Origin of the sequence: Tritonibacter horizontis, assembly GCF_001518015.1 — a bacterium.
Lineage (GTDB): Bacteria > Pseudomonadota > Alphaproteobacteria > Rhodobacterales > Rhodobacteraceae > Epibacterium > Epibacterium horizontis.
Genome location: NZ_LPUY01000097.1, coordinates 1 through 14561 on the forward strand (window position 1 = coordinate 1; position 14561 = coordinate 14561).

The window sequence follows — 14561 nt, forward strand, 5'->3', positions numbered from 1 at the left end:
GGGCGGCGCGACCTCTGTCTCGTCTGCCCATTTGCTGACCGGGGGCGCGGGGGTGGCCTCACTCTCGATCGGTTCATCGGCCTCCTCAGCCTCGAGCGGTTTGGAGAGATCCTGCACATGCTGCAGGCCCTTCTCCCGGATCAGCGCCTGAGCGTCCTTGATCGACAGGCCTTCCTCGTGCAGGAGATACTGAATGCCGCCCAGAAGGAGCATGTCCGTCGGGCGGTAGTATCGCCGTCCCCCCGCCCGTTTGACAGGCTTGACCTGATTGAACTTACTTTCCCAGAACCGCAGCACATGGGCTTGAATATCCAGCCATTCCGCGACTTCGCTGATGGTGCGAAAGGCGTCAGGGGACTTGGACATTTTAGCGACCTTTCAGAAAATTGCGGGATAGCCGACGGTCCCGCCGCCGGCGGTCTGGCTCGGTTCAGGAAAAGCTACCCGAAAAAGGTTTAGCTGCGGTTGCCGTCGGCAACGCGATCTTTCATCAGGTGCGACGGACGAAAGGTCAGCACGCGCCGCGGCTGAATGGGCACTTCTTCGCCGGTCTTGGGGTTGCGACCGACGCGGGCCGATTTTTCCCGCACGCTGAACGTGCCAAAAGAAGATATCTTGACCTGCTCGCCGCGCACAAGAGCATCGGACATATGCTGTAGCATGCTCTCTACCAATTGGGCGCTTTCGTTGCGGGACAAGCCCACTTCGCGAAACACGGCTTCGCTCAAATCCATTCTCGTAATTGTTTTTTCGGTCATCGCCAGTCCCCGTTGTTTTGAAAAACAATAGGGCGTCTGGAATTTCCCTGTCAATATCAATGAATTGGAAGCAGCGGTTTCGCCCGTGTTACCAACGCAAAACGACCGCGCCCCAAGCCAGCCCGCCGCCGATAGCCTCGGTCACCAGGAGATCGCCGGGTTTGATCTGCCCCCGTTCAACGCCGACAGACAGCGCCAGCGGAATGGAGGCCGCAGAGGTGTTGCCGTGATCCTGTACCGTCACGACCACCTTGTCCATGGGCAGCGCCATTTTCTTGGCAGTGCCCTGAATGATACGGATGTTGGCCTGATGCGGCACGATCCAGTCGACGTCTGTTGCCGCAATCCCGGCTTTGTCGAGCGCGGTATGGGCAGTCGCGGCCAGCTTCTCTACCGCGTGACGGAATACCTGGTTGCCCTGCATGCGCAGGTGCCCTGTGGTTTGCGTGGAGACCCCGCCATCGACGTATAGCAGGTCCTGGTAACGGCCGTCAGAGTTCAGATCAGTGGCCAGAATACCCCTATCGGCGCTGGTGCCTTCGCCCTCCTGGGCCTCCAGCAGCACGGCGCCGGCGCCATCCCCGAACAACACGCAGGTCGAACGATCCGTCCAGTCCATGATGCGGGAGAAGGTTTCTGCCCCGATGACCAGCACGCGGTCCGCCTGACCGGAGACGATCAGCGCATTGGCATTGGTCAGCGCATAGACAAAGCCGGCACAGACCGCCTGCACGTCAAACGCAAACCCGGAGGTCATGCCAAGCTGCGATTGCACCATGGTGGCGGCAGAGGGAAAGGTCAGATCGGGGGTCGACGTCGCCACGACAATGGCATCGACATCTGCGGCCGTGCGACCGGCGGATTTCAGCGCAGCCTTGGCGGCGTGGGTCGCCATATGGGAGGTGGTTTCGCCTTCAGCCGCAAAATGGCGACGTTCAATACCGGACCGGGAGCGAATCCATTCGTCCGACGTATCCAGCGTTGCCTCGAATTCCGCGTTTTCAACAATGCGTTCGGGAAGGTAGTGGCCTGCGCCAATTACCACTGCGCGTCGCGTCATTCGTGTGCCTGCCTTCTATTCCTTGGTCCCGGTTCCAGATTCGCCGGGCCGCCCTGTATCCGCGGAATCCGCGGACCTTGGGTCATCTTGGGCAAGCTCTACGGCGGATGCAACCCGAGCTGCAAGTTTTTCCGCAAAGCCCTGTTCCGCAAGAAGAAATGCTAGTTTGACGGCGGCGGAAACCCCGGTGGCATCGGCGCCGCCGTGGGATTTCACCACGGTTCCGTTCAGGCCCAGAAAAATACCGCCGTTCACGCGGCGCGGGTCGATCCGTTTGGACAGGCGCGCCAGGGAGGTATAGGCCAGCAAGGCCGCAAGCCGCGAGAGGACGGAATATTCAAAGGCTTCGCGCATCGCGGAGCGTAGCAGGCTGGCGGTGCCTTCGCCTGTCTTGATCGCAACGTTGCCGGTAAAGCCGTCAGTGACGATGACATCGGCGATATCGCCTGGAATATCACTGCCTTCGACGAAGCCGACAAATTCGTAATTGGCCCGTTCGGCGTTGCGCGCGATCAGGCTATAGGCCTCTTTCAACTCGGCGCGGCCCTTGTGCTCTTCGGTGCCGACATTCAGCAGGCCGACACGCGGGCAGGGCAGGTCCATCGAGTTGCGGGTGTAGGAGGTGCCCATCAGGGCATATTGCAGCAGATCCTCGGCATCGGCGCGCACATCGGCCCCAACGTCGAGCATCACGTTGAACCCCTGCGGGTTGCGCGAGGGCCACAGAATCGCAATTGCCGGGCGGTTGACCCCGGGCAGTTTGCGCAGGCGCAACATCGACAGCGCCATCAGGGCGCCGGTATTGCCGCAAGACACCGCGCCGGCGGCATCGCCATTGCGCACCGCTTCGAGGGCGGACCACATCGAGGTGCCCTTGCCGTTGCGCATGACCTGGCTTGGTTTGTCTTCCATCGTGACAACGTCACGCGAATCCCGAATCTCAACGCGGCCCCTCAGGATTTTCCTGCGCGCCACGAGAGGTTCAAGCTGTTCGATAGGGCCATGCAAAAGAAACCGGATGGCCGGATTCTTTTGGGCAGATTTGGCGATGCCCGCAACCACAACCGTGGGACCGGCATCGCCACCCATGGCGTCCACCGAAATCACGGTGCGGCGGGCATTTGCCTGCGATGGAGCGGTTTTACCCGTCATGCGACTGCGTGCCTGCCTGGCATCCGTGATCCCGTTATGCTCAGGCCGCGTCTTCGTCCAGGTCGATTTCGTCGGCCTGTGCTACGATTTCCTTGTCCGCATAGTGGCCGCAGGAGGGGCACACGTGGTGGGGACGACGCAGTTCACCGCAGTTCGAGCATTCGTTCGGGTTTGCAGCAACCAGTGCATCGTGCGCGCGGCGGTTGTTGCGGCGCGATTTGGATACTTTGTTCTGTTGGACAGCCATGTCTCAACCTTTGTCTAACTGGGGCCATCCGGAGGTTTCCGTCAGGCGCGTTTCATATTTCCGTGTCAATCGGTCTGACGGGCGGTGTGACGTGCGTGTAGGCCGCAGCCGCCCTGATGTCCAACCAAAAATTCCGATGAGCGCGCGAAAATACTGTGAATTTCCGTCAGCGCAAGCGATTTCTTGGAAAGACGCCGGCGCACGCACCGTCCTGACCTTCCAATTTGCCGCTCTTTCAGGCTTTGACCATCGCGGTGGCGATAGCGGCTGCCCGTTTCAGGTGTCCTTATCACCGGGTTTGATGAGATCTGCAAGCCCTGCAAAGGGGCGTGTGTCCTCGTCAGTCATGGGCGCGGTCCCGGGTTCTGCATGGATATGCTGCCCCAGTTCGGCCCCGGCTTTGCGCGGGTACTGCGGCAGATGCAGCGCGACGCTTTCCACCATCACGGCATAGGGGTCGATCTCTTCGCCCAACGGATCAACGTGGTCCTCGTCGGGCATTTCGATCTCGGCCGCCTCAGGTGTTTCCACATTGGCGAGGAAAAGCCGCTCCACTTTGGTGTCCACGCGGGTGGTTACCGGCTCAAGCGAGACGACGCAGGGCTGCACCACCGTGAACCCGAGCGTGGCCTTCAGCGTCCAGTCCCGTTTCCCCCGTGCCGAGATCTCGCCGTCAAAGCGCAGTTTGCGCAGGCCGTCGACGCCCAGCTCCTGCGCGATCTCGGCCAGGACCTTGGTCTCGGGGACCAGGACAAAGCGCGTCGGGCGGTTCTGGGGCAGCTCGGCGACCCGAAGGGCACTGGAACTGGTATTGGAGGGGTCAGAATTCACGTGATCACTTTCATTTCTTGAACCACAGGCCCGGTTTAGGTAATCGGGACTTCAGTCTGAATCAAGCCGAAGGGCAGGGGAAGCGCATGTTTGCAAGACCAGAGACCGTAAAATCCGCGTTGCGGGTCGCGCTTCTTGTTGGAGTTATGGCTGTTGTTGCGGCCTGTACCGCGACATATCGCAAACACGGCTGGGTGCCGGGGCCGGATCTGCTGAGCGAAGTGGTGGTCGGGGTCGACACCCGCGACTCGGTTGCAGAAACAATTGGCGAGCCGACAATCGAATCTCTCGTGGATGACAGCGGCTATTACTATGTGACCTCGCGGGTCAAATTCTTCGGCGCCCGCGAAGCGAAGGTGGTGTCGCGCGACCTCGTGGCGATCACCTTTGACCGGGCAGGGGTTGTGGACAGCGTGCAACGCTACACGCTGGCAGACGGGCGGGTCGTGCCGCTGGAGCGTCGGGTGACCGATTCCAGCATCGAGGACAAGACATTCCTGCGCCAGCTGATTGGCAACCTTGGCAATTTCAACCCGGGCAGCTTCTTGCAGTAACCGGCTGTGGCGCGGGCGGGGCGGCCCTGTCCTGCGCCAATTTCCAGCGCCGAAACGACCATGTCAATTCGAAGCCCGGGGCGAAAAACGTCACCCGGGCTTCATACGTTTCATGCTAGCAACGTTCAGGGCCGATGTTCCGACCGCTTGGGGCACTGGCCGTGATGACAGCCGAGCGAGCACGACCAACCCATGACAGTCCAACCCCGGTCCAAGCCTACCGTTGCCCCTGACGCCGAGTCGGGCGGCGTTCTGCTGAGCAAGGGGCGCTATCGCGCAAGGCTCGGGGCTGGCGCGCGCGACATTGCGGCGGTTCAGGCGCTGCGGACCTTGTGTTTTCGCACCGAACAGATCGATCAGGACGTCTTTGACGCCACTTGCGCCCATGTCCTGGTCGAAGACACACGTAGCGATGCGCTTGTCTGCTGTTTTCGCATGCTGGTTCTTGACGGCGGGGCCGATGTCGAGCGCAGTTACTCGGCGCAGTTCTACGACCTCCGCGGTCTTTTGGACTTTGACGGGCGGATGGTTGAAATGGGCCGTTTCTGCATACATCCGTCCTGGGTGGACGGCGATATTCTGCGTGTGGCCTGGGGCGCGATGACCGCATTTGTGGACGCGCAGGATGTGCAGATGCTGTTTGGCTGTTCCTCGTTTGCCGGGACGGAGACCGAAGACTACCTCGACGCCTTTGCGATGTTGAAACACCGTCATCTGGCCCCGAAGCGCTGGCTGCCGCGGGTCAAGGCGCCCAACGTTTTCCGCTTTGCTGCCCGTCTGCGACGCAAACCAGATGCAAAAAAGGCGATGCTGCGGATGCCGCCCCTGTTGCGGACCTATCTGATGATGGGGGGCTGGGTCAGCGATCATGCGGTGGTCGATGTCCATATGAACACGCTGCATGTGTTCACAGGGCTGGAAATCGGGGCGATTCCGCCTGCCCGCAAACGCCTGCTGCGCGCGGTTGCGGGATAGGGGCGGCGGCGGCATTGCGTGCCGCCCGGGGTGCCCCCTTGCCCCGCTCATGCCCCCCCCCTGCCGCGCGGGGCCACCTGCGCCGCCCGGTGCCAGCCGCCGCCGATTTGGGGGCGAAAGATGTCTCCGACCTCACGGCCCGGCCGGGTAAATCGTCAACACATCGTCCAACGCCGCTTCTGCGATTGACGTGCCTCCCTCTGCGGTTTAGCTCCGCTCTCATGGCACGTATTCCTCTCCTTCAGATGACCGGTATCTCGCTGACCTTTGGTGGCGATCCGATCTTTTCCGATCTTGATCTTGTGGTGCAGCCCGGCGATCGGGTTGCGCTGGTGGGGCGAAATGGCTCCGGTAAATCGACCCTGATGAAAGTCATGGCCGGGCTGGTGGAGGCCGACGCCGGATCCATCGTGATCCCGCCGGGCAACTCGGTCGGCTATATGGAGCAGGATCCCAAAATGGAGGGGTTCGCCACCCTCGGTGACTTCGCCGCCTCCGCGCTGGAACCGGGTGAATTGTACAAGGTGGAACGCGCCGGCGAGGGTTTGAAATTTGATCCTGACCGGCCGGTAGAGACGGCATCGGGCGGCGAACGTCGCCGTGCGGCACTGGCCAAGCTGATGGCCGAAGCGCCGGAACTGATGTTGCTGGACGAGCCGACCAACCACCTGGATATCGAAGCGATTTCCTGGCTGGAGAGTGAACTGGCCGCAACCCGTGCTGCCTTTGTGCTGATCTCGCACGACCGGGCATTCCTGCGGGCGCTGACGCGGGCGACCCTTTGGGTGGATCGCGGCCAGGTGCGCCGTCAGGACAAGGGGTTCGAGGATTTCGAGGCCTGGCGGGACAAGGTCTGGGAAGACGAGGATATGGCCCGTCACAAGCTCAATCGTCTGATCAAATCCGAAAGCCGCTGGGCTGTTGAAGGCATCTCCGCCCGGCGAAAGCGCAATATGGGGCGGGTGCGGGCGCTGCACGAGCTGAAGGCGGATCGCGCCGCGCAAATCACCCGGCAGGGCACGGCGGCCATGGATCTGGAAAGCGGCTCCAAATCGGGCCGCAAGGTGATGGATGCCGAAGGGCTGACCAAGCGGTACGGGGATAAGACCATCGTCGATGGTTTCTCGCTTTCGGTGCAGCGCGGAGACCGGATCGCCTTTGTCGGGCCCAATGGCGTGGGCAAGACGACATTGCTGAAACTGATGCTGGGGCAGGAAACACCGGACGCGGGTCAGGTGAAGCTGGGTACCAAGCTTGAGATTGCCATCTTTGACCAGACCCGCGACCAGCTCGACGGTGATGCGAGCCTGTGGGAAAACCTGACCGCGGATCCTTTGATGGGCATTTCCGGCAAGGCCGATCAGGTGATGGTGCGAAGCCAGCCCAAACATGTGGTTGGCTACCTGAAGGAATTTCTGTTTGACGAACGTCAGGTGCGGGCGCCGGTGCGCTCGCTTTCTGGCGGCGAAAAAGCCCGCTTGCTGTTGGCGCGCCTGATGGCGCGGTCGTCGAATGTGCTGGTGCTTGACGAACCGACCAACGACCTCGACGTGGAGACGCTGGACCTGCTGCAAGAGCTGCTGGACAGCTATGACGGGACGGTGCTTCTCGTCAGTCACGACCGGGATTTTCTGGATCGGGTGGCGACGGCAACGGTGGCCATGGAAGGCGACGGGCGGGCGACCGTCTATGCCGGGGGCTGGAGCGATTACCTGGCGCAGCGCGGTCCACGCGACGGTGCCGCCAGACCGGACAAGCCGAAGGCGGCGAAAGCCAAGGCCAAGGCGGCCCAGCAGGCCCCCAAGGAGAACCTGAGCTTCAAAGAAAAGCATCGCCTTGATGTCCTGCCGGATGAGATCGACCGGCTGGAAAAGGAGATCGCAAAGCTCGAAGAGCTGATGGCGGATCCGCAGCTATTCAGCCGCGAACCGGTGAAGTTCAAGAAGGCGACCGAAGCGCTGGTTCAACGGCAGGAAAAACTGGCGCAGGCCGAGGAAGAATGGCTGCTGCTGGAAGACAAGGCGGCCGGCTGAGCAGGGATTTCGCTTTGGGCCATGGCCCAAAGCGACCGGCGTGGCGCGCGCCCGTTCCGGGCGCGCGCCACGCTATTGCAACCGTTCGCACTTTGTCGCGGAACGCCTGGCCTTGTGGCGGTGTCAACGCATGCGAAGGGCGCCATCGAGGCGGATCACCTCGCCGTTGAGATAGCCCATCTCGACGATGAAACCGGCCAGGCGGGCGTATTCCTCGGGTTGGCCGAGGCGCGCCGGGTTGGGGACATCCGCTGCGAGCTGCGCCTGGGCCTCTTCTGGCAGGCCTGCGAGCATGGGCGTCATGAAGATCCCCGGTGCAATCGCCATCACCCGGATCCCCAGCGACGCGAGGTCGCGCGCCATAGGCAGGGTCATGCCGACGATCCCACCCTTGGAAGCGGCATAGGCCGTTTGCCCCTTTTGACCATCAAAGGCGGCGATAGAGGCCGTGTTGATGATCACCCCCCGACCGCCTTCCGGGCTGGGCTCCTGCTTGGCCATTTCTGCGGCCGCCAGGCGCGCGACGTTGAAGCTGCCGACCAGATTGATATCGACGGTTTTTTGAAACAGACCAATGGGGTGCGGACCATCGCGCCCCACCGTTTTGACCGCATGGGCGATGCCGGCGCAGTTGACGCAAGCGGTGAGCCCGCCCATCCGTTCTGCCGCCAGCTGGATGGCGGCCGTGACGGAGGCCTCGCTGGTCACGTCGGTTTCGGCAAAATGGGCCCCGATGCTGTCGGCGATCTTCTGGCCGCGATCCATGTCGCGGTCGAGGATGGTGACCTCGGCGCCGTTGGTGCGGAAATGTCGGGCTGTGGCCTCTCCCAAGCCCGATGCGCCGCCGGTGACCACCGCGCGTGTTGTGGCGAGTTTCATGTCTCGCGCTCCTCCCATGAAATGAACATGTGTTCAGATAATCATGGGCGCGCGCGCCTGTCCAGTCGCGGTTGGCGAAACCGCGCCAAGCCTGCGTGGGCAATGTAAGGCAAGTTGGCAGGCCGATCGGGCCCGCGGAGGATCAGGCCTGTCCCATCAGTTTCAGGTCGAGACGGGCCAGAGGTGCCAGTCGGCGCCCGAGGGGAGGCCAGAACAGCCAGGTGCCGCCCAGCCGTTCGACCGACGCACCAGTGCCGAGTTTGAACCTTGCAAGACCGGCCGCATCCTCGGTGTTGAGAACCCCAAGATCCAATTGCCGAATACCCCTGCTGGAGAGCCAGTCCATCGCGGACCAGAGCAACAGGTTGTGGGCCGACAGCGCCTTGCCACGGTCAGTGCTGTGGGCAATGTGATAGGTCGCCCCGTCGCCATGGGTGAGCACGAGAATGCCGGCCACGCGCTCTTGCCCCTCATGCGCCTCAAATAGTTTGGCGCAGCCAGGATTGGCCTGTGCATAGGCCAGGGTCAGGGCCGCCGGCCAACTGCGGTAGCGGCGTTGGCGTTGCTGGCTGGCATCGGCGCGCAAGAGCCAGTGATCAGGTTTGATCGGCATGGTTTGCCGGGTCACGCGCAGGGGCTGCGATTCCGCATGCGACAGCCGGTTGCGCCACTTCTGCTCCAGCCCGGCGCGACGGATGTCGCGGTCTGGATCGAGCGTCAGACGTCCAACGCTGGCGGGAGTCATCAGCGGCAGCGCTCCCAGACGGGCCAGATCCGGCACCGGGCGTTCTGGTGACAGGATGATCGGTGTGCGTTCCAACCCCTCCTCTTGCAGAATTTCAAGCGTGCGCCCGGGTTTGCCAAGATCTGCGCGGTTGAGCATGGCGAGCGGAACGCCCCAGACCTTGCGCCGGAGAACGACAGTGTTTTGCAGCCGGTCGATGACAAACGGGTCGTGCCCGGCCAGACGCAGCGCCGCGGTGAATTCTGCGGTTTGAGGAAGCGCGCGGATCTGCGCGGCACGAGACTGGGAGCGGGGCATGGCATCTGCGGAGCTGAGATCAAACATGCCGCCATTAACGGCTTGGAAACCTAATTGCAGGTTAATGAAATCATGAAAAAGAGAATAAAAGTTTTTGGAAAAGAGGCGCCCGCCGCGCGAATGACCAAGACTGCGGCGATACTTCTGGCCTCGGTCCTGTCAGTGCCGGTTTTTGTGGTCCTGACCGCAGTGGACGTGTTGTTTTTATAGGGCGCAAAGAACAGCGGACCAGCGTCGCGCCATCGCCTCCGTCGTTCGGATGGTACCGGCATTAGCCGCAGGGCGGCGCGGCGTGCGCAGCCATTGCCCCCGCCGTCTATCCCCGGTTTTATGCCTCTTTTACGCGTCGCACCGGCGTCTCCAGGCGCTAGGCTTTCAGAGCGACCAGCGCATGACGTTTTTTGCCGGCGGAGAGTTTGATCGGTGAAGCAAGCGCGCCTGCGTCGATCATCAGGCCGGCGTCCGTCAGGGGCTGGTCGTCCAGCTTGGCGCCGTTTTCTGCGATCAGGCGTTTGGCTTCCTTACCGGTTTTGGCAAGGCCGGATTTTACGATCACCTGCACGATCGACATGCCATCGCCGAGCTCCTCGGCTGTCAGGGTCAGGGTGGGCAGATCGTCACCGACGCCACCTTTTTCAAACACCTCGCGGGCGGTGGTTTCGGCAGCCTTGGCCGCATCGGCCCCGTGCAACAGGGTAGTCACCTCATTGGCGAGGATGATCTTGGCGCTGTTGATCTCGGACCCTTCGAGCGCGCCCAGACGGTCGCATTCCTCGACCGGCAATTCGGTATAGAGCTTGAGGAACCGGCCCACATCCGCGTCGGTGGTGTTGCGCCAGAACTGCCAGAATTCATAGGACGACAGCATTTCATCGTTGAGCCAGATCGCGCCGCCCTGGGATTTGCCCATCTTGCGCCCGTCCGAGGTGGTCAGCAGCGGCGAGGTCAGCCCGTAAATTTCATTCTCCAGCACACGGCGTGTGAGGTCGATGCCGTTGATGATATTGCCCCATTGATCCGACCCGCCCATCTGCAGCGTACAGTTGTAGCGGCGGTTCAGCTCCAGGAAGTCATAGGCCTGCAGGATCATATAGTTGAATTCGAGAAACGACAGCGACTGTTCACGGTCCAGACGCGATTTCACGCTTTCAAAGGACAGCATCCGGTTCACCGAGAAATGGCGGCCGATGTCGCGCAGGAATTCGAGATAGTTCAACCCGTCGAGCCATTCGGCATTGTTCAGCATCAGGGCGCCTGCGGGCGCATCGCTGTAGTCGAGGTATTTGGCAAAGACCTTTTGCATGCCCGCGATATTGGCGTTGATCTGCTCGGGGCCGAGCAGGGGGCGTTCGTCGGCGCGGAAGGACGGATCGCCCACCTTGGTGGTGCCGCCGCCCATCAGGGTGATCGGGCGGTGGCCGGTCTTTTGCAGCCAGCGCAGCATCATGATGTTCAAAAGATGCCCCACATGCAGCGATTTTGCTGTGGCGTCATAGCCGATGTATGCCGTTTGCGTGCCGCTTACCAAGGCGTCGTCGAGGCCCTGATAATCGGTGCAATCCGCCAGGAACCCGCGTTCCATCATGATGGCGATGAAATCCGATTTTGGATGGTAGGTCATAGCATGCCTCGGCTTTTGAATATGCAAGCGGCTGTATAAATCGCTTCCTGGTGGGTTGGAACCTGTTTTCGGGACAAAATGCGCGGTGTAGACTGTGCGGCAACGGACGAAACGGTCCGGTGCGATGCATGAAAGAGGCAGAGATGGGCAAAGCCATTTCCAAATCGGGGCCGGTTCGGGCCCTGGGCGCGATGAGTGGCACCTCGCTTGATGGGGTGGATGTCGCGGTTCTGGAGACTGATGGACGAGAGATCTTCGGGTTTGGCGACAGTGGTTATCGCCCGTATTCGGCGCAGGATCGCGCGACGTTGCGCGCGGCCTTGGGACACTGGTCCGGGCCTGCGGTGGTCGCGGCGGCGCGGGTGGTGGAACGGGCGCATATTGATCTGTTGCAGCGGTATCCGTCGGTCGATGTGATCGGGTTTCACGGCCAGACCCTGGCCCATGCGCCCCGTTTGCAAGGCACCTTGCAGGTCGGTGACGGCGAAGCGCTGGCAGCGGCGCTGGGGCGGCCGGTGGTCTGGGATTTCCGCTCGGACGATGTGGCGATGGGCGGCGAGGGCGCTCCCCTGGCGCCGTTCTTTCACCATGCCTGCGCACGCTACATCGGGGCCGAGGCGCCGGTGTGTTTCCTGAACCTCGGCGGGGTGGGCAACCTGACCTATGTCGATCCGCGCTATCCCCGCCCCGAAGACGCCGGCGCGCTTTTGGCGTTTGACACCGGGCCTGCCAATGCCCCGATCAATGATTTCCTGATGGGACGGCTGGGGCTGGAAATGGACGAAGGTGGCCGTGTTGCCCGGGACGGCACCGTCGAACACGGGGCGCTGGAACTGTTCCTGGCGGAACCCTATTTCTCAAGGTTGCCTCCGAAGTCATTGGATAGAAATGATTTTCCTGAGATGATTGGCCTTGTCACCGAGCTGAGCGACGCCGACGCGACCGCAACCCTGACGGCAATGTGTGCCGCCGCCGTGGCGCAAGGGATGGAACATTGCCCGGAGCCGCCAGAGCAGGTGCTGGTCACCGGCGGCGGTCGGCACAATCCGGTCTTGATGGAGATGTTGCGGGTCTCGCTCGACTGTCCTGTCGAACCGGTGGAGACGGTCGGGCTGGACGGCGATATGCTTGAAGCGCAGGCCTTTGCCTATCTGGCGGTACGGGTTGCGCGCGGCATGGCAACCTCGGCCCCGCGCACCACCGGCGTTCGCGCCTGTGTGGGGGGCGGTATCGTCACCCTTCCCGATGGCTGGCGCCTCGAAACCTCCTGATGGCCCGCCGGGCCGCCGCATCATCCGGATGATCGCAGGGCGCATCTGGGGCGCGTCAGGGTCAGTCCATCTGGCGGCGGGGAATGTCGAAGCCTGCGTCGGCCAGCTCAAAACCTGAAAAGGTAAATCCGGGCGAGACGGTGCAGCTGACCAATGTCCAGGCGCCGGTGCTGCGCGCCGCTTGCCAATGGTCCTTGGGCACGATCCGTTGGGGGCGGCCCTGCGTCAGCAACAGATCCGTGGCGGGGCCGCTGTCCGTGGCGGACAGGGACAAAACCAGTGGAGCGCCGGCGTGGTAGAGCCAGATTTCAGTGGCGTCAACGCGGTGCCAATGGCTGCGTTCGTCAGCGGTCAGCAGGAAATAAATGGCGGTGCCACAGGGGCGGCGGTCTGCGCCCGTGGTCTCTTCAACCCAGGTCTGCCGATACCAGCCGCCTTCGGGATGACGCTCCAGGCCCAATGTTTCAATAATCTCTGCGGCGTGCATATCGCTTTGCATTTGCCCTCTCCCTGACAACAATCTCTCTGTGCGGACTCACGGTGCGGGTCGGTGTTTCGACACTGGGCGGAGCCTGTCGTTTCCGGCTGGTAATTGCCATGAGGCACCATATGTTTGCCACATGACAGTCTGTATCCCCTTCGACAACACCTATGCGCAACTGGCGCCGACATTCTATTCGCGTCAGGATCCGACCCCGGTATCCGCACCGGGTCTGTTGGCCTTCAACGATGCGCTTGCACAAGAGCTGGGCATCGCCCGCAGTGATGACACCGAGCTGGCGCAGGTCTTTGGCGGCAACCGGGTGCCGGATGGCGCGGCCCCGCTGGCGCAGCTCTACTCCGGGCATCAGTTCGGGTCCTACAATCCGCAACTTGGCGATGGCCGGGCGGTGCTTCTGGGCGAGGTGATCGGTCGCGACGGCATTCGCCGGGATATCCAGCTCAAGGGGTCTGGGCCGACGCCTTATTCGCGCAACGGGGACGGGCGGGCCTGGCTGGGGCCGGTTCTGCGCGAATACGTTGTGTCAGAAGCCATGCACGCGCTTGGCATTCCAACCACCCGCTCCCTCGCGGCCGTGGCAACCGGTGATACGGTCTGGCGCGAGGGCGGTCTGCCGGGGGCGGTGCTGACCCGCGTGGCCCGCAGCCACCTGCGGGTCGGAACCTTTCAGGTCTTTGCCGGGCGCGGGCAGGATGCTGAGCTGAAGACCCTGACCGACTATGCCATTGCCCGACATTACCCAGAGGCCAAGGGGCCGATGGGGCTGTTGCGTGCCGTGCGCGATGCCCAGGCCGAATTGATCGCCGCCTGGATGAGCGTCGGTTTCATCCACGGGGTGATGAATACGGACAACAGTTCGATCTCGGGCGAGACGATTGATTATGGCCCCTGCGCCTTCATGGATGTCTTTGACGTCAACCGCGTGTTTTCCTCCATCGACCGGATGGGGCGGTATGCCTATGGCAATCAGCCGCAGATCGCGGTGTGGAACCTGGCGCAACTCGCCACGGCGCTGATCCAGCAATACGAGGATCCAAGCGATGTGGTGGCGGAGGCGACAGAGATCGTGCATGCAATGCCCGACCTGATCGAGGCAGCCTGGCTGCGGCGGTTCCGCGCCAAGATCGGCCTTGTGGATGCCGCGGAAGGCGATCTGGAGCTGATCGGTGATCTGTTGCAATTGATGAGCGACGGGCAGGCGGATTTTACCAATACGTTCCGCGCCTTGCAGGATGGCACCGCACGCGAGCAGTTTCTCGACCCTGTGGCCTTTGACAGCTGGGAAACCCGCCGTCGCGTACGGCTGGAGAGGGAGGCTGGCGGCGCTGGGGCGCAGGCGGTGATGGCCGCCGCCAACCCGGTCCTGATCCCGCGCAACCATCGTATGGAAGAGATGATAGCCGCCGCCGTCGCAGGTGATTTTGCGCCGTTCGAGCGCTTGATGGAGGCGTTATCGCGCCCCTTTGAGGTGCATCCGGAGTTCGAAGACCTGCGCCGCCCACCGGCCCAGAACGAGATTGTCGCCGCGACGTTCTGTGGCACCTAGGCTGTTTTTGTTGGGATTGCGCGCTTTGCGCGAGGGGTTGCGCCGCGTTCCGCGTCGCTCGGGGGCGCAGGCCGGGCCTTCGGCCCGGCC

15 protein-coding genes are annotated in these 14561 nt (G+C 62.4%); 5 read left to right on the top strand and 10 right to left on the bottom strand.

What is annotated here, in order from left to right:
- The 6 genes from TRIHO_RS18750 to TRIHO_RS18775 all read right to left on the bottom strand — a co-directional run.
- Positions 1-366 (bottom strand): MerR family transcriptional regulator (locus tag TRIHO_RS18750; RefSeq protein WP_131811225.1); only part of this gene is annotated, 366 nt, incomplete at its 3' end.
- An 89-nt stretch (positions 367-455) separates the two neighbouring features.
- Complete coding sequence (gene ihfA / locus TRIHO_RS18755) at positions 456-758, bottom strand: integration host factor subunit alpha (protein ID WP_068247357.1); 303 nt, start codon at positions 756-758, stop codon at positions 456-458.
- A gap of 88 nt (positions 759-846) precedes the next feature.
- The gene (locus tag TRIHO_RS18760) at positions 847-1818 is read right to left on the bottom strand and encodes a beta-ketoacyl-ACP synthase III (RefSeq protein ID WP_068247360.1); all 972 of its coding nucleotides are present in this window, start codon (positions 1816-1818) and stop codon (positions 847-849) included.
- Between the two features lie 15 nt (positions 1819-1833).
- Entirely contained in the window at positions 1834-2970 is a 1137-nt protein-coding gene (gene plsX / locus TRIHO_RS18765; protein ID WP_068247365.1) for a phosphate acyltransferase PlsX, read from the bottom strand.
- Positions 2971-3010: 40 nt separating this feature from the next.
- On the bottom strand, positions 3011-3217 hold the full coding sequence (rpmF, locus tag TRIHO_RS18770; protein WP_068247366.1) for a 50S ribosomal protein L32: 207 nt from the start codon (positions 3215-3217) through the stop codon (positions 3011-3013).
- Positions 3218-3493: 276 nt separating this feature from the next.
- Positions 3494-4048 (bottom strand): DUF177 domain-containing protein, encoded by a 555-nt coding sequence (locus TRIHO_RS18775; protein WP_068247367.1) that lies wholly within the window; start codon positions 4046-4048, stop codon positions 3494-3496.
- An 86-nt stretch (positions 4049-4134) separates the two neighbouring features.
- On the opposite strand from TRIHO_RS18775, the gene TRIHO_RS18780 reads away from it, so the two are divergent.
- From TRIHO_RS18780 to TRIHO_RS18790, 3 genes are all read left to right on the top strand, one after another.
- On the top strand, positions 4135-4602 hold the full coding sequence (locus TRIHO_RS18780; RefSeq protein ID WP_068247369.1) for an outer membrane protein assembly factor BamE: 468 nt from the start codon (positions 4135-4137) through the stop codon (positions 4600-4602).
- A gap of 192 nt (positions 4603-4794) precedes the next feature.
- Positions 4795-5577: a GNAT family N-acetyltransferase gene (locus TRIHO_RS18785; protein WP_068247370.1), complete on the top strand. Its 783-nt coding sequence runs from the start codon at positions 4795-4797 to the stop codon at positions 5575-5577.
- A gap of 221 nt (positions 5578-5798) precedes the next feature.
- Positions 5799-7610 (top strand): ABC-F family ATP-binding cassette domain-containing protein, encoded by a 1812-nt coding sequence (locus TRIHO_RS18790; RefSeq protein WP_082705212.1) that lies wholly within the window; start codon positions 5799-5801, stop codon positions 7608-7610.
- A 123-nt stretch (positions 7611-7733) separates the two neighbouring features.
- Here the strand turns inward: TRIHO_RS18790 and TRIHO_RS18795 are convergent, their stop codons facing one another.
- The 3 genes from TRIHO_RS18795 to tyrS all read right to left on the bottom strand — a co-directional run bounded on the left by TRIHO_RS18795 (position 7734) and on the right by tyrS (position 11152).
- The gene (locus TRIHO_RS18795) at positions 7734-8489 is read right to left on the bottom strand and encodes an SDR family NAD(P)-dependent oxidoreductase (protein WP_068247372.1); all 756 of its coding nucleotides are present in this window, start codon (positions 8487-8489) and stop codon (positions 7734-7736) included.
- Between the two features lie 142 nt (positions 8490-8631).
- Entirely contained in the window at positions 8632-9558 is a 927-nt protein-coding gene (locus TRIHO_RS18800) for a GNAT family N-acetyltransferase (RefSeq protein WP_068247374.1), read from the bottom strand.
- A gap of 340 nt (positions 9559-9898) precedes the next feature.
- Positions 9899-11152 (bottom strand): tyrosine--tRNA ligase, encoded by a 1254-nt coding sequence (gene tyrS, locus TRIHO_RS18805; RefSeq protein WP_068247376.1) that lies wholly within the window; start codon positions 11150-11152, stop codon positions 9899-9901.
- Between the two features lie 143 nt (positions 11153-11295).
- Between tyrS and TRIHO_RS18810 the strand changes: the two genes are divergently transcribed.
- Positions 11296-12423, top strand: coding sequence for an anhydro-N-acetylmuramic acid kinase (locus tag TRIHO_RS18810; protein WP_207498741.1), 1128 nt, complete (start codon positions 11296-11298; stop codon positions 12421-12423).
- Between the two features lie 61 nt (positions 12424-12484).
- Here the strand turns inward: TRIHO_RS18810 and TRIHO_RS18815 are convergent, their stop codons facing one another.
- Positions 12485-12922, bottom strand: coding sequence for a cupin domain-containing protein (locus tag TRIHO_RS18815; protein WP_232367834.1), 438 nt, complete (start codon positions 12920-12922; stop codon positions 12485-12487).
- A gap of 121 nt (positions 12923-13043) precedes the next feature.
- Here TRIHO_RS18815 and TRIHO_RS18820 point away from each other — a divergent pair, with 121 nt between their 5' ends.
- Positions 13044-14471: a protein adenylyltransferase SelO gene (locus TRIHO_RS18820; RefSeq protein WP_068247390.1), complete on the top strand. Its 1428-nt coding sequence runs from the start codon at positions 13044-13046 to the stop codon at positions 14469-14471.
- Positions 14472-14561 lie beyond the last annotated feature (90 nt).